The organism is Streptomyces naganishii JCM 4654 (assembly GCF_014650575.1).
GTDB lineage: Bacteria > Actinomycetota > Actinomycetes > Streptomycetales > Streptomycetaceae > Streptomyces > Streptomyces naganishii.
The window spans coordinates 25,661-44,625 of record NZ_BMVF01000003.1 but is presented as its reverse complement, the minus strand read 5'-3'; the positions used below and the strand labels follow the sequence as shown (position 1 = coordinate 44,625).

Here is an 18,965-nt window from a genome sequence, read left to right as displayed (position 1 = left end):
TCGCCATGGACGCGGACGTCATCGTCGTCGGCGCGGGTCTGGCCGGCCTGGTAGCGGCCCACGAGCTGACCAGCCGGGGCCGCCGGGTCGCCCTCGTCGACCAGGAGAACGCCGCCAACCTCGGCGGCCAGGCCTACTGGTCCTTCGGCGGGCTGTTCCTCGTCGACTCCCCGGAGCAGCGCCGCCTCGGCATCAAGGACTCCTTCGAACTGGCCTGGAACGACTGGCAGGGCAGCGCGCAGTTCGACCGGCTGGAGGACGAGGACACCTGGGGCGCGCGGTGGGCGCGGGCCTACGTCGAGTTCGCGGCGGGGGAGAAGCGGTCCTGGCTCGCCGGGCACGGCATATCCCTGCTGCCCACGGTCGGCTGGGCCGAGCGGGGCGACCTCAGGGCGGACGGCCACGGCAACTCCGTGCCCCGCTTCCACATCGCCTGGGGCACCGGGACGGGCGTGGTCGAGCCCTTCGCCCGCCATGCCGAGCAGGCCGCGCGGGACGGGCTGCTCACCTTCCACCACCGGCACCGCGTGGACGAGCTGATCGTCGAGTCCGGCGGGGCCCGGGGGGTGCGCGGCACGGTGCTCGCCCCGGACGACTCGCCCCGCGGCGTGGCCTCCAACCGCGACGCGACGGGCGCCTTCGAGCTGACCGCGCAGGCAGTGATCGTCACCAGCGGCGGCATCGGCGCCAACCATGACATCGTGCGGCGCCACTGGCCCGAGCGGCTGGGCACGCCGCCGGCGCGGATGGTCACCGGCGTCCCCGCGTACGTCGACGGCCGGATGCTCGACATCAGCGCCGAGGCCGGCGCACGGCTGGTCAACCGCGACCGGATGTGGCACTACACCGAGGGCATCCAGAACTGGAACCCGATCTGGCCCGGCCACGGCATCCGCATCCTGCCCGGGCCCTCCTCCATCTGGCTCGACGCCCTCGGCCGCCGGCTGCCCGACCCCTGCCTGCCCGGCTACGACACGCTGAGCACCCTCAGGCACCTGCGGACCACCGAGGACATCGCGGGCCACGACCACTCCTGGTTCGTGCTGACCCGGCGCATCGTCGAGAAGGAGTTCGCGCTCTCCGGGTCCGAGCAGAACCCCGACATCACCGCCAAGGACCGCAAGGCGGTACTGCGCGACCGGCTGCTGGGCAAGGGGGCGCCCGGGCCGGTGCGCGACTTCCTGCGCCACGGCGCGGACTTCGTGGTCGCCGACACCCTCGAGGACCTCGTGGCGAAGATGAACGCGCTGACCGACAAGCCGCTCCTGGAGGCCGCCGCGGTACGGCGCCAGATAGAGGCCCGCGACCTCCAGGTCACCAACCCCTACAGCAAGGACGCGCAGGTCCAGGGCATCCGCAACGCCCGCCGCTACATCGGCGACCGCCTCGGCCGCGTCGCCGTCCCGCACCGCGTCCTCGACCCGGCGGCGGGCCCCCTCATCGGTGTCAAGCTGCACGTCCTCACCCGCAAGACGCTCGGCGGCATCCAGACCGACCTGGACTCCCGCGCGCTGGGCGTGGACGGCCGGCCCGTCGAGGGCCTCTACGCGGCCGGCGAGGTGGCGGGCTTCGGCGGCGGCGGAGTGCACGGCTACAACGCCCTGGAGGGCACCTTCCTGGGAGGCTGCCTCTTCTCCGGCCGAGCAGCGGGCCGGGCGGCGGCGCACGCTACGTCCTGAACGCGGGGCCACTCACGCGGGGTGGGCCGCCGGCGCCGGCACTGGCATCGCGCGGGCGCGAGCGCTTGTGCAGGGCGTGGCGTGAAGGCCGGGTGGCCCGCGTGGGAGGCGCGTGCGCTCACGCGGAATGTGCGCTCACGCGATGCGTGACGCTCACCCGGGGCGTGACTCGCGGGAGGGGCCGACCCGCTGGCGCGGGTCATGGCGACTCGGGCCGCGTGGCGCATGCGCGGGTCACGGAACCCGGGGGGTGGCGCTCGTACGGGCGGGCGGGCGGGCTTGCACGGGCGTGGCCTTCGCGGGCGGGGTGGGCCGCCGCGCGGGGCGTGCCGCTCATGCCGGGCACGCCCTCGCGCGCGGCGCGGCGCTGAAGCGTGGTTGTCCGCTCCCGCGGGCGGGTGGCTCCGCTTCCGGCCGCGGGCGGCTCACTTGTTCAGCGGCTCCGCCGGTACCGCGGCGCGGCGCTCCTCCTGACTTGGAGGCGGTCAGGACGCAACCCGGCCCTGGCGGGTCAAGTCGCGGACGCAGGTGAGGAGTTCGGCGGCATCCGGGGCGGCCGGGTCGGCATCGTAGCGGTGGCGGAACCGCTCGTGGGCGCCCTCGCCGGAGTGGTACCAGCGGCGCGGTTCGGTGGACGGCGTCATGGCCTTCGGCAGCTCCCGGTGTGCGGCGCGGCACGACTTGGCCCCAACGAGGGGGATGAGCGCCGCGCACGTCCTACGCTGTGGGTCTTGATCATCCGCCGCATCCGCACGGACAGCCCCGAGGAGTACCTGTGACATCCCTTCAGAAGCGGCCCGCCCGGCGCGGCGCCGTCCTGCGGCGCGAGGCCGTGGCCGCCACCATCCCCGTCGCCGTGGCCGCGCTGCTGGCCGCCGCGGGTCCCGCGAGCGCCGGCACCGGTGCGGCCGGACCGACCGCACCGGCGGGCTCGGCCGGTTCGGCCGGAGCCGGGGACCCCTACTTCCCGCTCGCCGGGAACGGCGGATACCACGTCAGCCACTACGGCCTCACCCTCGCCTACGACCCGAAGACCGGGCACCTGGACGGCACCGCCGTGCTCACCGCGCGGGCCACCCAGCGCCTGACCCGCTTCGACCTCGACCTCAGGGGCCTGAAGGTCACCGGCGTCACCGTCGACCACCGCAAGGCCGCCCACCGCCGCGACGGCCAGGAACTCGTCGTCACCCCGCGCACCGCCCTGCGCAAGGGCCACGAGTTCCGTGTCACCGTCACCTACAACGGCACCCCGGGCCCCGTCACCGACCCCGACGGCTCGCTGGACGGCTGGATCCCCACGGACGACGGCGCGTTCGTCGCCGGCGAGCCGCAGGGCGCGATGACGTGGTTCCCCGCGAACAACCACCCTCAGGACAAGTCGTCGTACGACTTCACCATCACCGTCCCCGCCGGGCACACCGCCGTGGCCAACGGCGTCCTGCGCGGGCAGCGCACCGCGCACGGCCGCACCACCTACCGCTGGCGCCAGTCGGAACCGATGGCCGCCTACCTCGCCACCGCCACCGTGGGGAAGTTCAAGGTCGAGCAGTACACCACACGTGACGGGGTCAAGGTCTACAACGCCGTCGACCCGCGCGAGGCGGCCAAGGCGGCGCCCGTGCTGAAGGAGCTGCCCTCGGTGCTGGAGTGGGAGAGCCGGCTGTTCGGGCCGTACCCCTACCGGGCCGCCGGGGCCGTCGTCGACCACGCGCCCCAGGTCGGCTACGCGCTGGAGACCCAGACCCGCCCCCTGTACGACTCGGCGCCGGCACTGAGCACCCTGGTCCACGAGAGCGCCCACCAGTGGTTCGGCGACTCGGTCTCGCTCACCCGCTGGAAGGACATTTGGCTCAACGAGGGCTTCGCCACCTACGCGGAGTGGCTCTACGACGAACAGCACGGCGGCCCCAGCGCCCAGAACGCGTTCGACACGCTGTACGCCCGCCCGGCGGACGACAGGTTGTGGGCCTACCCGGCCGGCGACCCGGGCAGCGGCGCCGCGATCTTCGGCACCCCCGTCTACGCCCGCGGCGCCATGGTCCTGCACGAGCTGCGCAAGGCCGTCGGCGACCGCACCTTCCTGCGTATCCTGCGCACCTGGGCGAGCGAGCACCGCTACGGACACGGCACCACCGCGCAGTTCACCGCGCTCGCCGAGCGGCAGTCGGGCAAGGACCTCAAGTCCCTCTTCCACACGTGGCTGTTGACGAAGGGCAAGCCCGACAAGGCCTGACCGCCGCTCACCGGGCCGCTCACCGGGTGCGCCGGAGCCGTGGCCGCCGCGCGGTCCCGCTGCGGACGGGCTGCCCGGCCGTGCCGAGGACCGCCCCGGGGGATCCGCCACGGCACGGCCGGGCACCGCCCGCCGCGACCGCGCGGCGAGCCCGGCGCCGGGAGCGTCCTCACCCTGTGCCTGGCCGCCGCCGAGAAGCGGAGCTTGTGATTCCGGGCTGATTCCGTTCCGTCCGGCGCGGGTACCCCGAGCCCCTGAGGCGAGAGGGAGAGCACGAGATGAGCGCATCCGACGCACCGGACGACCTGCGGGTGGTGCACGAGCTGGCCGACCTCGCCGCCCTCGTGGGCCGGCGCCGCGGCCTGTACGTCCGCTGGTCGCGGGGCCCGGAGACCGACCTCGACGCCACTTCCAGCACCGACGAGCTCACCGGCGTGCCGATGCCGGGCCTGTCGGCCAATCCGCTCGACGTGGAGGACTGGTGGGGGGACCGCCCCGTGGAACTGTGGGTCGCGCGCCGGCTCTACGACTACGCCCACCTGCCCCACGACAAGGGCCCCGGCGTGCGCCCCTGGGTCCTGGAGGGCCATGAGACGGGCCGGGGCCCCGACAACGAGCCGCTGGTCGTGGACGTGGAGCCGCTGTGCTGGATCGGCTCCCATGTCATAGAGGAGGCCCGCGACGCGGTGGCCCGCCAGGAGCCGGAGTGGGGTACCCTGCGCCGGTCCGGAGGCTGACCCCTGGCCCCTGAGGGGCTTCAGGCGCTGATCCCCGGCTCCTGCGGCGCTCCCGGCGCTGATGCCCGGCCCCTACTTCCGGTCCGCGGCCGCTATCCGTAGCGGCGGCGGGCGGTCGCGCGGCGGCGCTTGAGGGCCCGGCGTTCGTTCTCGCTCGTGCCGCCCCAGACGCCGATGGCCTGGTCGGTCTCCATCGCCCACTCCAGGCACTGCTCCTGCACCGGGCAGCGACGGCAGACCGCCTTGGCCTGTTCCGTCTGAAGCAGCGCCGGACCGGTGGTGCCGATGGGGAAGAAGAGGTCGGGGTCCTCCTGGCGGCACGCGGCGCGGTCTCGCCAGTTTTCCATGAGAAAGTCACCTGCGATCGAAAGTCGTCCGTGCCTGGTCAGTTGCGTACCCGGCATCGGGTGACCTCCGGACGCGGGGGCAAAACCGCGGGATTGGCCGGCCGTGCGGACCTTCGCAGAATCCGCACAGGCCGGCTCGCCCGCGCTCAGCCCTCGCGCATGCCCCAGGGGGAGCCGTACTCGGTCAGCAGGTCCAGGAAGGGCCGGGCCGGGAAGGCCTCCGGGCCCAGCACGCCCGCGCCCGACCAGACGCCGGCGGCGACCAGCTCCAGCGCGACGACGGGGTTGACCGCCGTCTGCCACACCACGGCCTGGCAGCCGTACTCGGCCATGGACCACTGGTTGTCGACCACGTGGTACAGGTACACCTCGCGCGACGCCCCGTCCCGGGTGCCGCGCACCCACGTGCCCGCGCAGGTCTTGCCGTGCATGCGCCCGCCCAGCGTCGCCGGGTCGGGCAGGCACGCGGCGACGACGTCCCTGGGCGAGACGGCGACCGGCCGCCCGTCCGGGCCCGGCACGGTGACGGGGTCGGTGCGGTCCAGGCCCAGCCGGTGCAGCGTCTTGAGCGTGTCGATGAACTCGCCGCCCAGCCCGTACTTGAACGTGACCCGCCGCGCGTCGACCCAGCGCGGGACCAGCAGCACCTCCTCGTGCTCGACGTTCACGCACTCGACCTTCCCGATGCCCTCGGGGAAGTCGAACACCTCGGGCTCGCTGAAGGGTTCGGTGGTGAACCAGCCCCGGCCCTCCTCGTAGACGACCGGCGGGTTCAGGCACTCCTCGATGGTGGTCCAGATGCTGAAGGAGGGCGCGAAGTCGTAGCCGTCCACGGTGAGGTTCGCGCCGTCGCGGACGCCGATCTCCTCGATCTCGTCGAAGAGTTCGTCGGCCGCGTGCCGCGCGAACACGTCGGACAGGCCCGGCTCCACCCCCATCCCGACGAGGGCGAGCAGGCCCTCCCGCTCCCAGTCGGCCGCCTGCGCGAACTGCTCGTCGCCCAGCCTGACCCCGCACTCCTCGTACGGCCGCTCGGGGTGCGGCCGGGACAGGGACATCGCCATGTCCAGGTACCGTGCGCGTGCGGTGCGCGCGGCGCGGAACAGCGGCATGACGAAGCGCGGATCGGTCGCGTTCAGCAGCACGTCGCAGCGGTGCCGGGCGAGCAGCGCGGCCACCGCCGCCTCGTCGGAGGCGTCGACGCGCTCGGCGAGGAAACGGCCGTCGCCACCGAGGGCCGCGACCGCCGACTCGGCCCGCGCGGGGTCGTAGTCGGCGACCACCACGGCCTCGAAGAAGTCGCGGCGGGCCGCGATCCGGGTGATCGCCGTGCCGACGCCACCGGCGCCCACGAGCAGTACACGCATGACGAGAACTCCCTGTCGTATCCGGGGTCGGGCGGTTTCCACAACGGACGAGGCGCGCCCTCGGTCGTGACAGCCGTGATACAACTCCGGCGTATCGCGTAAGGTCAATGGCGTTGGCATAAGGGACCTGGCGGCCCGACAGGCCCGACAGGCCCGGCGGCCCGACAGGCCCGGCGGCCCGACAGGCCTGGAAGCCTGAGCTGCCCGGGGCCGGAGTGGCCCGGGGCGTGAGCTGCTCGGGGCCGGAGCGAGGAGGAGGCATGGTGCCCAAACCGGTGGTGCCCGAGGAGAAGCGGCGCCGGCGGCGGCCGACGCGCGGTGGCACCGTGCTGTCGGAGCGGCTGATCGTCGACACCGCGCTGCGCCTGCTGCGCGAGCACGGCAGCGCGGGCCTGAGCGCCCGCCGCCTCGGCCTGGCCCTCGACTGCGACCCGAGCACCCTGTACCGCTACTTCCGCGGCATGGACGACCTGACCCTCGCCATCGGCGACGCGCTCGTCGGCAGCGCGTTGCGCGGCTGGACGCCCACGGGTGACTGGCGGGCGGACCTGCGGTCAGTCGGCCTGCGCGTCCACGCCGCCTACGTCGCCCACCCGCAGGCCGCCCTGGTGACCGCCAACCGGGTCACCGGCCGTCCGCACGAACTGGCCGCCGACGAGGCCGTCCTGCAGGTGCTGCGCGGGGCCGGCTTCCCGCTCGCCGAGACGGTGCGGATCTACCACGCCTTCGTCGACCAGACGCTCGCCTTCGCCGCCCTGGACGCGGCCTCGCTCGCCCTGCCGAGCGCCGCCCTGCGCGCCGACGAGGAGATGTGGCGCTCCACCTACGCCCGGCTGCCCGCCGCCACCCACCCGCGCATCGCCGAGGCGGCCCCGCTGCTGGCCACCCGCATGGTCACCAGCGCCTACCCCACCGCACTGGACATGCTCCTGGACAGCGCGGGGACCACTCTCGCCGCCCTGCGTGCGGAGGCGGACGCCTAGATCCCGTCCGCCCCGGTGCGCAGGGCCTCGGCCGCCGCCTCGGCCACCGCGTCCGCGAGGGCCGCCAGGGCGGGGGAGTGCAGCCGCCACTGCTGCCAGTACAGCGGGACCTCGGCGTGGCGGTCCGGGTCCAGGCGGGTGAGGCGGCCGGCCCGGAGCAGCGGCACGGCCTGCGTCTCGGGCACCATGCCCCAGCCCAGGCCCGCGGCGACCGCGTCGGCGAAGCCCTCCGAGGTGGGGACGTAGTGACGGAGCGCGCTCGCCGCGCCGTGGCCGCCGCCCAGCCCGCGCACGAAGGCGTCCTGGAAGTCGTCCCGCCGGTCGAAGACCACCACCGGGGCCTCGGCGAGCACGTCCCGCAGCGCGCGGCCGTCCAGGTGGCGGGCGGCGAAGCCGGGGTGCGCGACGGGGACGTAGCGCATCCGGCCCAGGGACCTGACCGAGCAGCCGGGCACCGGGTCCGGGGCGGAGGTCACCGCGGCCATCACCCGTCCTTCGCGCAGCAAGGCCGCCGTGTGGTCCTCGTCCTCGCGGTGCAGTTCGAAGCAGAGCCGCGGCTCCCGCGGCACGCGAGTCAGCGCGCCGAGGAACCAGGTCGCCAGCGAGTCGGCGTTCACGGCCACCGGCACCCGCGTCGGCTCCCCGGCCGTGCTCAGGCCCAGCTCGGACGAGGCGTCCCGCTCCAGCCGGGCCACCTGCCGGGCGAACCGCACGATCACCTCGCCCGACTCGGTGGGCCGCACCGGCTTGGTGCGCAGCAGCAGTACCCGGCCGGTGCGCCGCTCCAGCGCCTTCACCCGCTGGCTCACCGCGGACGGGGTGACGTGCAGGGCGGCGGCGGCCGCGTCGAAGGTGCCCTCGTCGACCACCGCCAGCAGGGTCCGCACCTGGTCGAGGGGAAGCTCCGTCATCACGTCCGCTAATGGTACGTAAGAATCTTTAGCTGTACGCGCGGTGATCGGCTCCGTAGCGTCGGCGGAGTGAACCACGCACTGACCGCCCTCGCGGCCGGCTTCGGCACCGGCCTGTCACTGATCGTCGCCATCGGCGCCCAGAATGCCTTCGTCCTGCGTCAGGGCGTCCGCCGTGACGCCGTGCTCGCCGTCGTCGGCATCTGCGCGCTGTCGGACGCGCTGCTCATCTCGCTCGGCGTAGGAGGGGTCGGCGCGGTGGTCGTGGCCTGGCCGGGCGCCCTCACCGGCATCGGGCTGATCGGCGGCGCGTTCCTGCTCTGCTACGGCGTGCTCGCCGCCCGCCGGGTGCTGCGGCCCGCCGACTCGGCGCTGCGCGCGGACGGCGAGGCGGCGGGCTCCCGGCGGCGGGCGGTGCTCACCTGCCTGGCGATGACCTGGCTGAACCCGCACGTCTACCTCGACACCGTGTTCCTGCTCGGCTCGCTGGCCGCCGACCGGGGCGCGCTGCGCTGGACCTTCGGGCTCGGGGCCGCGCTCGCCAGCCTGTGCTGGTTCGCCGCCCTCGGCTTCGGCGCCCGGCTGCTCGGCCGCGTCCTCGTCCGGCCCTCGGCCTGGCGGGTGCTGGACGGACTGATCGCCGCGACCATGGTCACCCTCGGCGTGACGCTCATGGCCGGAGCCTGACGGTTGCGGCACCCGGGCCGCCCCCGGGAGTACGACGGACACGGCCGTTGCTGCGATAGTGACCCCGGACAGAAAGATGTATCGAGCAACCAGGAAGCCCGTGGACACCAGCGAGAGCACCGACAGCGGCACGGCACCCGGGGCGGGGACCGGCGCGGACCCCGGCGCGGGGGCGGGGGCGGACGCGGCGGAGAGCGCCGCACCGGACGGCCCGGCCGCCCGCGGCGCGGCATCCGGCCCGGCCGTGCCGGATCCAGCCGCACCCGTGCGCCGCGGCTGGCGGCGCTGGGCCATGGACACCCGCCCGCTGCACCGCCCCGCCTTCCGCCGGCTGTGGTCCTCCACCATCGTCACCGCCGTCGGCAGCCAGCTCACCGCTGTCGCCGTGCCCAAGCAGATCTACGACATCACCGGCTCCTCCGCCTGGGTCGGCTACGCCAGCCTGGCCGGGCTGGTGCCGATGGTGGTGTTCGCGCTGTGGGGCGGCGCGGTCGCCGACACCGTGGACCGGCGCAAGCTGCTGCTGGTGACCAACAGCGGCATCGCCGTCACCTCGCTGCTGTTCTGGGCGCAGGCCGCGAGCGGGCTCGGCTCCGTCGCGGTGCTGATGGTGCTGCTCGCGGTGCAGCAGGCCTTCTTCGGCCTCAACTCCCCGGCCCGCAACGCCTCCATCGCCCGGCTGGTGCCCGCGGAGGAACTGCCCGCCGCCAACGCCCTCGGCTCCACCGTCATGCAGACCGGCCTGGTCGCCGGACCCCTGCTGGCCGGGGCGCTCATACCCGTGATCGGGCTGCCCGAGCTGTACCTGATCGACGCGGTGGCGCTGTGCGTCACGGTCTGGGCGGTGCTGCGGCTGCCCGCGCTGCCGCCGCTCACCGCGTCCGCCGCCCGCGGCGCCGGGCTGCGCGAGATCGCCGCCGGGTTCCGCTACATCTCCGGCCACCGGGTGCTGCTGCTGTCCTTCCTCGCCGACATCATCGCCATGGTCCTCGGCATGCCCCGAGCCCTCTTCCCGCAGCTCGCCGCGCAGACGTACGCCCCCTACGGCGAGGGCCTCGCGCTCGGCCTGCTGTTCGCGGCGATCCCCATCGGCGCGGTGGCCGGCGGTCTGTTCTCCGGCACCTTCTCCCGGGCGCGCCGGCACGGCTGGATGGTCATCGGCGCGGTGATCGCCTGGGGCGTGGCCGTCGCCGGGTCCGGTCTCAGCTCCAGCCTGTGGGTGGCCGTGGCGTTCCTCGCCGTCGCCGGCGTCGCCGACATGGTCTCCATGGTCTTCCGCGGCGCGATCCTGCTGTCCGCCGCCACCGACGAGATGCGCGGCCGGATGCAGGGCGTCTTCACGGTGGTGGTCGCGGGCGGCCCGCGCCTGGCCGACGTGCTGCACGGCACCGCCGGTTCGGTGCTCGGCCCCCGCGCGGCCGTCACCGGCGGCGGACTCCTCGTCGTCGTGCTGATGATGGTCCTGGCGGGGGCCGTGCCGGCGCTGCGCCGCTACCGCGTCTGACGGCAGGGCCCGGGCCGCTACAGGCCCCGCCCCCGGGAGATCGTGTACTGCTCCAGCAGCTTGCCGCGGGTCAGCTCCAGGCGGTGGGCGAGGATCTCGGCGACCGTGCGCACCAGCGAAAGGCCCAGCAGCGGGTCCTCCACGCACACGGCCAGCACGGCCGAGGCGTCGAACTCGTAGGCGCGCACCTGGCTGAAGGCCTCGGCCCCGAAGTCCCAGGTGTACGGCGGGAACAGCCAGGACCAGCCCAGCAGGTCGCCCGCGCCCAGGCTGCCGACCGTGACCCGCCGCGTGGCCGTGACCTGCTGGTCCAGATGGACGGCTCCGGAGCGGATGACCCAGAAGCGGTCGGCCGTGCCGCCCGCCTCGAAGATCCGGGCGTCCTCGGGGAAGGACACCTCGTGGGCGAGCTCCATCAGACGTTCGCGCTGCTTCTGGGGGAGGGCGGTCAGCAGTTTTATCGCTTTGGTCATGGCCCGGGGCTCCTCGCCGGCGATGGGTTCCGCGCATGTGCCTCAAGCCCATTTCAGCGGCTCGGCACGGAGCGGGCACCTCGGCGGTACGGGTTCGCCGTGTGCGGGCGTTAAAAAGCCCTGGCTGGACGGGGGAAGCCAACCAGGGCCGTATGCGGCGGCGCACGGGGGACGTTGGGGTCGACCCCGTCGCCGCGTATGTATGAACGATAAACCAACTGAGGTGGTTTCACGCAGCCGGGAGCGGGTCACGTGACCGGTTTCACTCCGGTGTCACACCCTCACCCGGCGGAGTCGCCGGCCACCACCCTCACGGAGCCCATGCCGGGGTCGTTCGCGTCCGGCAGGTTCATCCCCGCCGCCTGCCCGGTGGTGAGGTAGCGCAGCACCGGCTCGGTCAGCCGCTCGCCCGGCAGCACGGCCGGGATGCCCGGGGGATACGGCGTGATCATCTCCGCCGCGACGCGGCCGGCCGCCTCGCTCACCGGCACCTGCTCGGCGGGGCCGAAGAACGCGTCCCGCGGCAGCAGCGCCTGCTCCATGCGCAGCTCGCCCGGGGCCGGGACGTCGACCCGGGGCGCCGGGGAGAGGCCGGGCGCGGCGCCCGCGAGGTCCTTCAGCGCGGCCAGCAACTCGTCGGCCGTTCCACGGTCGTCGCCGTGGGTGAGCTGGGCGCCGATCCGGCGGTGGTCGTTCAGGTGGGCGTCCACCGCGCGGTGCTCGCGCAGCCAGTCGGCCGCCTGGTAGCCGGTGACGCCGAGCCCGGTGACGTCGATGACGACGGGCAGCGGATCGAAGTCGTCGGCGAGCGAGGGGCCGCAGAAGTCGTCCCGGTCGTTGACGTGCAGTCCGTCGATGGCCTCGATCGCCGGGCGCACCTCGGCCGCCAGTGCCAGCGCCCCGCCGACGAGTTCACGGCCGCGCAGCGCCATCTGGCGGCGCCAGCCGTCGAGACCGGCGAAGATCAGCACCGACGGGCTGGTCGTGCCCAGCAGGTCCGCCCGTGCCTTCAGCAGCTCCGGAGGCACCAGGCCGCCCTGCAGATGGAAGACGGAACCCTGCTCCAGTCCGCTGCCCATCTTGTGGATGCTGGTCACGCAGATGTCGGCGCCCGCGTCCATCGCCCAGGACGGCAGAGAGGGGTGGAACGGCAGGTGCGCGCCCCACGCCTCGTCCACCACGAGCGGCACCCCGCGCCGGTGGCACACCTCGGCCACCGCGCGCACGTCCGCGCAGGCGCCGTACGGCGTCGGGCTGGTGAGCAGGGCGCCCTTGGCGTCGGGGTGGGCCTCGAAGGCACGCTCGAACTCCGCGGCGGACGGGGGATGGGCGATGTGCCGCTCGGCGTCCCAGCGGGGTTCCACCCAGACCGGCTGGATGCCCGACAGGACCAGCCCGGAGGCGACCGACTTGTGGGCGTCCCGGCCGATCAGCAGCTTCTCGTGCGGGCCCGCGACGGCCAGCATCGCCGCCTTCACCGACAGGGAACTGCCGCAGGTGGTGAAGAAGGTCTGCTCGGCGTGGACCGCGTCCGCCATCAGCTCCTCGGCCCGCTGCAGCACCTGGCCGCGCATGAGCCGGTCGTCCAGACCGCCCGAGGCCAGTACGTCCCCCAGGAACACCGCGTCGCCGAGCACCGCGCGTACGGCGGGGTCGGCGCCCCTGGCCTGCTTGTGCCCGGGTGGCGTGAACGACAGCCGCCCGGCGCGGTGGTACTCCTCGAGGGCTTCCAGGATCGGTGCACGGGTGTGATCGACAGACATGGCCGCGCGGGTACCCGGACCCGCGCACTCCAGTCGGCCGCTTCCCGGCCCGGCCCTCCCGGCCGGCGGCAGACCGCCGGTCAGCCCTGCGCCGGCCGGCGTCCCGGGGTCAGGATCTCGTCCAGTACGCGCAGGACGGTCTCGTAGCTCACCACCCGGACGGCCGCCTCGCGCGCCGCCTCCGTGTCGTCCGCGCCGAGGCTCTCGCGGCGGCCCCGCCACCGGTGCTCCTCCTCGGCGGCGCAGGCCCTGGCGCGCTGGATGCGCCGCAACAACTCGTCCGAGTCCACTACTTCGGTCATGCCGTCCGCGTACCCGCTCCCGTCGCTCCGTAGGCCCCGCGCGGTGCGAAGCCGCATGTTTGCCCGCTCCCGCCGGGGCTAGCCGGATGGGGAGACCCGCGGACCAGGGAGCGAGGAGATGTGCGAGAAGCACAGGACCGATTCCGATTTCCTCATCGAGCAGTCGTACGCCGCAGGCCTCTGCGCGCATCCCGGGCCGTGTGAGCCCGCCGACGCCCGCCGGGTGGTGGAACGCGTGATCAGCGAGTGCTGCCGCAGCACCCACACCCGGTGCGACGCCCACGCCCTCTCCGACGCCCAGCTCGTCGCCTCGGAACTCACGACCAACGCCATCCTGCACGGCGGCGGCATGACCGACTTCCACGTCGACGTCGTCGGACGCGGCGTACGGGTCTGCGTGAGCGACCGCAGCGACCGGCTCCCGGTGGCCCGGCCGCCCGTGGACCGTCAGGGCCGGCGCCCGTCCGGCGGGCGCGGCTGGCCGATCGTGTGCCGGCTCGCCCAGGACGTCCAGGTCTGCGACCTGCCCTCCGGCGGCAAGTGCATCACGGCCGTGGTGCCCCTGACCTGAGCGGGTGGCGCCGAAGCATTGCCCGCTGCAAAGGATTGCCCGAAACGGAGTTTGCCCGTCCGACTCCCGGGCAGACGGAAACTCGTGCTTCGGACCGGAGGCGCGTCGGCGGGAGCGGCACGACTGCTCCGGTAGGCCCTCCAGGTGCCACCGGACAGTGCGATCCCTTCCGCGGTCATTCCCTGAAACCACCGTTCAGGAGCGATTCCGCATGCTCATCGATATGTCGACAAGCCGCCCTGGCGCCCACGAAGACCACGCCACCCCCGCGGGACCCGGAGCCCGGGAGGACCACGCCGGACCCGCCCGGCGGCAGCACGACGACGCTCCCGAGACCGCCGCCCTGTTCAGGCGTCTGGCCGACGCCGGGGAGGGCCCCGAACGGGACGCCGTCCGCGATGAACTCGTCACCGCGTGGCTGCCCATGGCCCACCGCATCGCGGGCCGCTTCCGAGACCGCGGCGAGTCGATCGAGGACCTTCGGCAGGTGGCGGCGCTGGGACTGGTCAAGGCGATCGACCGGTTCGACCCGGACCGGGGGGCCTTCGAGAGCTACGCCGTGCCCACCATCACCGGTGAGGTCAAGCGGCACTTCCGGGACCGGATGTGGGCGCTGCGCGTGCCCCGCCGGGTCCAGGAACTGCGCAACAAGGTGCGCGTGGCCCGCCGCGAGCTCACCCAGCACCCGGGCAGCCCCGAGCCCTCGGTCGCCGCCATCGCGGCCCACACCGGGCTGACCGAGGAGGAGGTCAACGCGGGCATGGAGGCGCTGGAGAGCTTCAGCACCCTGTCGCTGGACGCCGAACTCGCCACCGGCGCGGACGGCTACAGCCTCGCCGACACCCTGGGCTCGGCGGACGGCTCCTACGACACCGTCGTCGACCGGGAGTCGGCCAAGGAAGGACTGCGCCGGCTTCCCGAACGCGAACGCGCCATCCTCTACATGCGCTTCTTCGAGGACATGACACAAAGCCGCATCGCCGACCGGCTCGGCATCTCCCAGATGCACGTCTCCCGTCTGATCAGCCGCAGTTGCGCCCGGGTGCGCAACGAGGTGATGGCGGAGCGGACCGGCCGCCGCGGCAACCCGACCCGGCCCACGAACACCACTGGAGCGTGACCGAGTGCTGATGCCCCACCCCGAATTCCTGCGCAGGCTCCTCGACGAGTACGAGACGGCGCTCGCCGAGGAACAGCGCACCGCGGCGAGCGGCCGGAGCACCCGGTCGCAGGACCTCGCGTACACGCTCTGCGTGTCGACGGGCACGCGCGCGGTCGGCCCCGCCCTGGAGGCCGCCCACCGGATGCTCGCGGCCGCGGGGGCCCCTCGCGCCGCCGCGCGGGTACCCGTCACTCCGGTGACCAGGACCGCCCCCGTGACCGGTGACGCACGGGTGACGCCCCAGCCCGCCTGAGCACCGGCGGTCCTCCCGCCTCAGCACTGGCGGCCCACCGCCTGAGCACCGGCGGCCCTCCGCCGCCGTACCCGCCATATTCCGTCGTATCGCGCCGTACCCCGCTGCCCGCGTGCGTTTCCGAACGCCCGCGGGCAGCGGTGTGCCCGCCCGCACCGCGGACGCCCGGTGTGCCGGGGGCGAGCCGGGGCATCCGCTTGTCCGGAGGTGGAGATGGACACGAGTGCCATGGCCCGGCCCGCGCGGACGCGAGTCCGGCGCGCGGCGAAGGGTTCGGTGACGGAGGGGGCCGCGCGGGCCGGACTGGCCGCACGCGGCGTGATCTATCTGCTGGTCGGGGTGCTGGCGCTGCGGGTCGCCTTCGGCGACGGCGGGCAGCAGGCCGACCGCGAGGGGGCGCTCGCCGCGCTCTCGCACGAGCCGCTCGGCGCGGTGCTGCTCTGGGCGCTGGGCGCCGGACTGGCCGGGATGGCGCTGTGGCGGCTGTCCGAGGCGGTGTTCGGATCGGCCGGGCCGGACGGCCGCAAGCCGGGCAAGCGGCTGCTGGCCGTCGTGCGGTGCGTGTTCTACGTCTGCGTCGCCTGGTCCGTGCTGTCCTTCGCGGCCGGAAGCGGCCGGAGCAGGTCCAGCGACGAGCAGTCGAGGGACCTGACCGCCCGCGCGCTGGGCGTGCCGGCCGGCCAGTGGCTGGTCGGGGCCGTCGGCGTGGGCATCGCGGTGGCCGGCGTGTGGATCGGCGTGCAGGCCGTGCGCCGCTCCTACCACGACAAGCTGAAGCTCGGCGCGCTCTCGCGGCGGACCCGGCGCCTGGTCGACGTCACCGGTGTCGGCGGGGGCAGCGCGCGGGGGCTGGTGTTCGCCGCCGCGGGCGCCTTCGCCGTACGGGCCGCGGTAGACGCCCGGCCCGACAGGGCGAAGGGGCTCGACGACACCCTGCGCTCGTTCGCCGGCACGCCCTTCGGGCCGTGGCTGCTGGTGCTGGTCGCGGCCGGGCTGGTGCTGTTCGGGCTGTTCTCCTTCGCGCTGGCCCGCTGGCGCCGGGTCTGACCGCCGTTCCCCCGACGATTTTTCGCGCCGGCCCCGCCCGTCGAGTCTGAGGCCGTCCCCGAGGGGAACACGGAGCGGATGAACGATGACGAGCTTCCGCACGACGGCCGGGCCGTGGAGGTCTACCTCGACCTCCTGCGGGTCCGCATGCCCGAGGAGGACTACGCGCAGCTGCTCGACGTCGTCGACCCGGTCCTGCGGGCCATCGACGAGCAGGGCGTGCCCTCCGCCGACTTCCCCCTGGACGCCGCCCAGGCCGAGGGACTGCCCCAGGAGATACGGGACGAGGCCGCCCTGGTGATCGCCACCGCGGTCACCGGCAGGCTGGACAACGAGCTGGTGGTGCTGGACATCGAGGAGACCGGCCCGGTCCGGGTGGTCACCGACGCGGCGACCGCGGCGGATCCCGGACGGCTGACCGAGATCGCCGACTACATCCGCGACCGCCATCGCGACACCGAGGAACTGCGAGCCATCGCCGAGGCGAGCGACATGCCCAGCGACTTCTGAGCCGCGCCCCCGCCAAGACCCCGGCCGAAGCCCGGCGTCGCCGTCACCGACCGGGTTCCGGCACCGGCACCTCCAGCGGACGGGCGAGGCCCAGCACCGCCTCGTCCAGCCGCTGCAGATGCCGCAGCACCCGGTCGGTGACACGGCCGTAGCGGCTGCTGCCGGGTGCCGCGTCCTCCAGCATCGAGGCGATGCTCGGTCCCGTCTCCATCGCGTCCTCGCAGTGCTCGTCCGTCAGGTGCGCGCTGATCACCGAGATGTTGTGGGTGATCCGCGCGCAGGCCCGGCGCAGCCGCGGGTCCGCCGCGATCGAGGGATGGGTGGGCAGCAGCTCGGCCGTCGCCGCCAGCGAACGCGCGTGGTAGGCGCACGTCTCCAGCAGGGCCACGAGGTACTGGGCCGTGTCGCGCCTGGTGCGCAACGGAGTGATCGGGTGCGTCAGGGGCTGGGTGGCCGAGCGCAGGTCGCCGAGCGCCCGGTCCAGATCGCGTGCCCGGTCCAGCAGGTCGTCCCCCGGACCACCGCTCAGCTGCTCGACGGCGGCCCCGGTGACCTCGGACAGCCGCCGGAGCACGGTCACCAGCAGTTCGTTCGTACGGCGGTCGGTGCGCACCGGCAGCACCAGGGCGGCGGCGATGATCCCGCAGGCGGCACCGAGCGCGGTCTCCTCCACCCGCAGCACCAGCACCTCCCAGCTGTACCTGTGCAGCAGCGTGTAGAGCAGCCCCAGCGCGGCGGTCACGAAGAACGACATCAGCGTGTACGACAGCGGGGCGGTGTAGAACATCGCGAAGACGAACAGCAGCACTATGCCCAGCGCGGTCCACGTGTGCGGACCGACCAGGCCCGCCAGCAGGATGCCGGCCACCACCCCGAGCACGGTGCCCAGCAGCCTGCGGTAGCCCTTGACCACGATCTCGCCCGTGGAGGAGGTGTTGATGAAGACGATCCAGCAGGTCAGCACCGCCCAGTACCAGCGCTGGCTGGAGAGGAACTCGCCGCCGACGATCGCCAGCGCCGACCCCACCGAGACCTGCACCGCGGCCCGTGTGGTCGGCCGCCGCAACCCGGTCGGGGCCTCCTGCTCCTCCCGCTCGCCCTCCTCGGCGCCCTCGATGGCCGCGCTCTCGGCGTCCAGCTCCTCCCGGGAGCGGGTGGTGGCGGGGGAGTCGTCGGACTCGTCCTGCGGGCCGTCCAGTGCGACCCTCAGACCCATGACCGCGCGAGCCGCCTCGCCGATGCCGCGGAAGACGTCCTGCACGGGGGCCGATGCGGGCGGCAGGTTCTCCTCGTCGCGGTAGCCGAGGAGCCGGTTGCGCAGGTGCGACATCGCGGTGCCGCCCTCACCGACCGGCCGCAGCACCAGTATGCGCAGCGCTCCCAGGTCCCGGCGCAGCATGTCGCGGGCCCGGTCCCGCACCGGCAGCTCGCCGCCCGAGGGCACGGGCGCGCCGGGCAGGTGCAGGGTGAGCGTGTTCGTCCGCTCGGCGCTGCGGGCGTTCAGGAGCAGCAGGCCCAGCCGCTCGGCGGCGATCTCGGCGCCCGCGATCCGCCGCTGCACCAGCCGCGCCACGGCCTCGTCGGCGGTGCCCTCCTCCAGCCGGCCCTGGATCATCATGGCCGTCTCGTGCAGCCGGGCCGTGCCCTCGCGCACCGTCTCCAGGGCCTTGTCGGCCTCGTCGGGGCCCGCGTCCAGCAACTCGATCTGGGCGGAGACCAGCTGGGCCAGACGCACCCGGAACGCCTCGCGCAGCCGCTGGAGGATGCCCGCGGGCGTCTCGTACACGATCACGAAGCGGACCAGTGCGCTGCACCCGAACGCGACGGCGAGCACGGCGTACAGGCCCGGCAGCGTCGCCGCGGTCGCGCCGACGAACAGGGACATGAAGTAGATCTGGAAGCCGATCAGGCCGAGCGCGTTGCCCCGGTCACCGAACCGGCGGCTGTAGACCGCGCAGAAGATCAGCGCCACGAAGAAGACGTCCCCGGCCACCACACGCGTGTTGAGCAGCGCGGCCAGCGACACCGACGCCAGTGCGACGGGCAGTCCCAGGGCGAGGGTGACGGCCTGCTGGGAGCGCTGCTTCTCGCGGATCGCGAAGGACGCCACCATCGACGCGATGGCGCCGCCCACCAGATGGGTGACGGGGGAGCCCAGCACGGCGAGCACGGCCAGGGTCAGCGCGAGCGAGCCCGCCGTACGGGAAGCGGCCGCGAGCCTCAGCAGCCCCGGATCGGACGCCGCGACGCGGTCGCGCACCCTGACCCAGAGCGACCCCTCCGCTGCCCTCACGCCGCCGTACTCTCCCGTTCCACGTGATCACCGGTCCTCCCAGCATGGCACTCCGCGGCCGGGCCGCTTCCCACGGCCCGGCCGCGCCCCGCGGACGCCAGCGGACGCCCGCGCCCGCGTGCACCGCCGCCCGGCCGGCGCCC

19 protein-coding genes are annotated in these 18,965 nt (G+C 74.1%); 11 read left to right on the top strand and 8 right to left on the bottom strand.

What is annotated here, in order from left to right; translation table 11 throughout:
* Positions 1–5 precede the first annotated feature (5 nt).
* Positions 6–1,679 carry an FAD-binding dehydrogenase gene (locus tag IE217_RS05645; protein ID WP_190176602.1) on the top strand — a complete coding sequence of 558 codons (1,674 nt, stop codon included), beginning with the start codon at positions 6–8 and terminating at the stop codon, positions 1,677–1,679.
* Between the two features lie 485 nt (positions 1,680–2,164).
* On the opposite strand, the gene IE217_RS05640 is transcribed toward IE217_RS05645, so the two are convergent.
* Positions 2,165–2,323, bottom strand: a complete 159-nt coding sequence (locus tag IE217_RS05640; RefSeq protein ID WP_190176601.1) for a hypothetical protein — start codon at positions 2,321–2,323, stop codon at positions 2,165–2,167.
* A gap of 188 nt (positions 2,324–2,511) precedes the next feature.
* On the opposite strand from IE217_RS05640, the gene IE217_RS05635 reads away from it, so the two are divergent.
* A complete protein-coding gene (locus IE217_RS05635) occupies positions 2,512–3,912 on the top strand; it encodes a M1 family metallopeptidase (protein ID WP_190177002.1) in 1,401 nt (466 codons plus the stop codon).
* 278 nt (positions 3,913–4,190) lie between these two features.
* On the top strand, positions 4,191–4,649 hold the full coding sequence (locus IE217_RS05630; protein WP_190176600.1) for a DUF6098 family protein: 459 nt from the start codon (positions 4,191–4,193) through the stop codon (positions 4,647–4,649).
* A 92-nt stretch (positions 4,650–4,741) separates the two neighbouring features.
* Here IE217_RS05630 and IE217_RS05625 read toward each other — a convergent pair whose 3' ends face one another.
* Both IE217_RS05625 and IE217_RS05620 read right to left on the bottom strand, forming a co-directional pair.
* Entirely contained in the window at positions 4,742–4,996 is a 255-nt protein-coding gene (locus IE217_RS05625) for a WhiB family transcriptional regulator (RefSeq protein WP_190176599.1), read from the bottom strand.
* 146 nt (positions 4,997–5,142) lie between these two features.
* The gene (locus IE217_RS05620; protein ID WP_190176598.1) at positions 5,143–6,363 is read right to left on the bottom strand and encodes a saccharopine dehydrogenase family protein; all 1,221 of its coding nucleotides are present in this window, start codon (positions 6,361–6,363) and stop codon (positions 5,143–5,145) included.
* Positions 6,364–6,626: 263 nt separating this feature from the next.
* Here IE217_RS05620 and IE217_RS05615 point away from each other — a divergent pair, with 263 nt between their 5' ends.
* Positions 6,627–7,346 carry a TetR/AcrR family transcriptional regulator gene (locus IE217_RS05615; RefSeq protein WP_190177001.1) on the top strand — a complete coding sequence of 240 codons (720 nt, stop codon included), beginning with the start codon at positions 6,627–6,629 and terminating at the stop codon, positions 7,344–7,346.
* Here the strand turns inward: IE217_RS05615 and IE217_RS05610 are convergent.
* Positions 7,343–8,257 carry a LysR family transcriptional regulator ArgP gene (locus IE217_RS05610; protein ID WP_190176597.1) on the bottom strand — a complete coding sequence of 305 codons (915 nt, stop codon included), beginning with the start codon at positions 8,255–8,257 and terminating at the stop codon, positions 7,343–7,345. The genes IE217_RS05615 and IE217_RS05610 overlap by 4 nt on opposite strands.
* A 69-nt stretch (positions 8,258–8,326) precedes the next feature.
* Between IE217_RS05610 and IE217_RS05605 the strand changes: the two genes are divergently transcribed.
* Positions 8,327–8,944 (top strand): LysE/ArgO family amino acid transporter, encoded by a 618-nt coding sequence (locus tag IE217_RS05605; protein ID WP_190176596.1) that lies wholly within the window; start codon positions 8,327–8,329, stop codon positions 8,942–8,944.
* Positions 8,945–9,020: 76 nt separating this feature from the next.
* Entirely contained in the window at positions 9,021–10,448 is a 1,428-nt protein-coding gene (locus IE217_RS05600) for an MFS transporter (RefSeq protein ID WP_190176595.1), read from the top strand.
* 17 nt (positions 10,449–10,465) lie between these two features.
* Here IE217_RS05600 and IE217_RS05595 read toward each other — a convergent pair whose 3' ends face one another.
* From IE217_RS05595 to IE217_RS05585, 3 genes are all read right to left on the bottom strand, one after another.
* Positions 10,466–10,921 carry a cyclic nucleotide-binding domain-containing protein gene (locus IE217_RS05595; RefSeq protein ID WP_189703747.1) on the bottom strand — a complete coding sequence of 152 codons (456 nt, stop codon included), beginning with the start codon at positions 10,919–10,921 and terminating at the stop codon, positions 10,466–10,468.
* 281 nt (positions 10,922–11,202) lie between these two features.
* On the bottom strand, positions 11,203–12,684 hold the full coding sequence (locus IE217_RS05590) for an aminotransferase class I/II-fold pyridoxal phosphate-dependent enzyme (protein ID WP_190176594.1): 1,482 nt from the start codon (positions 12,682–12,684) through the stop codon (positions 11,203–11,205).
* Positions 12,685–12,764: 80 nt separating this feature from the next.
* Positions 12,765–12,986, bottom strand: coding sequence for a 3-deoxy-D-manno-octulosonic acid transferase (locus IE217_RS05585; RefSeq protein ID WP_190176593.1), 222 nt, complete (start codon positions 12,984–12,986; stop codon positions 12,765–12,767).
* Positions 12,987–13,104: 118 nt separating this feature from the next.
* On the opposite strand from IE217_RS05585, the gene IE217_RS05580 reads away from it, so the two are divergent.
* The 5 genes from IE217_RS05580 to IE217_RS05560 all read left to right on the top strand — a co-directional run bounded on the left by IE217_RS05580 (position 13,105) and on the right by IE217_RS05560 (position 16,529).
* Entirely contained in the window at positions 13,105–13,557 is a 453-nt protein-coding gene (locus IE217_RS05580) for an ATP-binding protein (protein ID WP_190176592.1), read from the top strand.
* A gap of 211 nt (positions 13,558–13,768) precedes the next feature.
* On the top strand, positions 13,769–14,677 hold the full coding sequence (locus IE217_RS05575; protein WP_190176591.1) for a SigB/SigF/SigG family RNA polymerase sigma factor: 909 nt from the start codon (positions 13,769–13,771) through the stop codon (positions 14,675–14,677).
* 10 nt (positions 14,678–14,687) lie between these two features.
* Positions 14,688–14,972, top strand: coding sequence for a DUF5133 domain-containing protein (locus IE217_RS05570; protein WP_308432689.1), 285 nt, complete (start codon positions 14,688–14,690; stop codon positions 14,970–14,972).
* 213 nt (positions 14,973–15,185) lie between these two features.
* On the top strand, positions 15,186–16,019 hold the full coding sequence (locus IE217_RS05565; RefSeq protein WP_190176589.1) for a DUF1206 domain-containing protein: 834 nt from the start codon (positions 15,186–15,188) through the stop codon (positions 16,017–16,019).
* A gap of 78 nt (positions 16,020–16,097) precedes the next feature.
* The gene (locus tag IE217_RS05560) at positions 16,098–16,529 is read left to right on the top strand and encodes a hypothetical protein (RefSeq protein WP_190176588.1); all 432 of its coding nucleotides are present in this window, start codon (positions 16,098–16,100) and stop codon (positions 16,527–16,529) included.
* A 43-nt stretch (positions 16,530–16,572) separates the two neighbouring features.
* Here the strand turns inward: IE217_RS05560 and IE217_RS05555 are convergent, their stop codons facing one another.
* Positions 16,573–18,822, bottom strand: coding sequence for an FUSC family protein (locus tag IE217_RS05555; RefSeq protein WP_190176587.1), 2,250 nt, complete (start codon positions 18,820–18,822; stop codon positions 16,573–16,575).
* Positions 18,823–18,965: the final 143 nt, after the last annotated feature.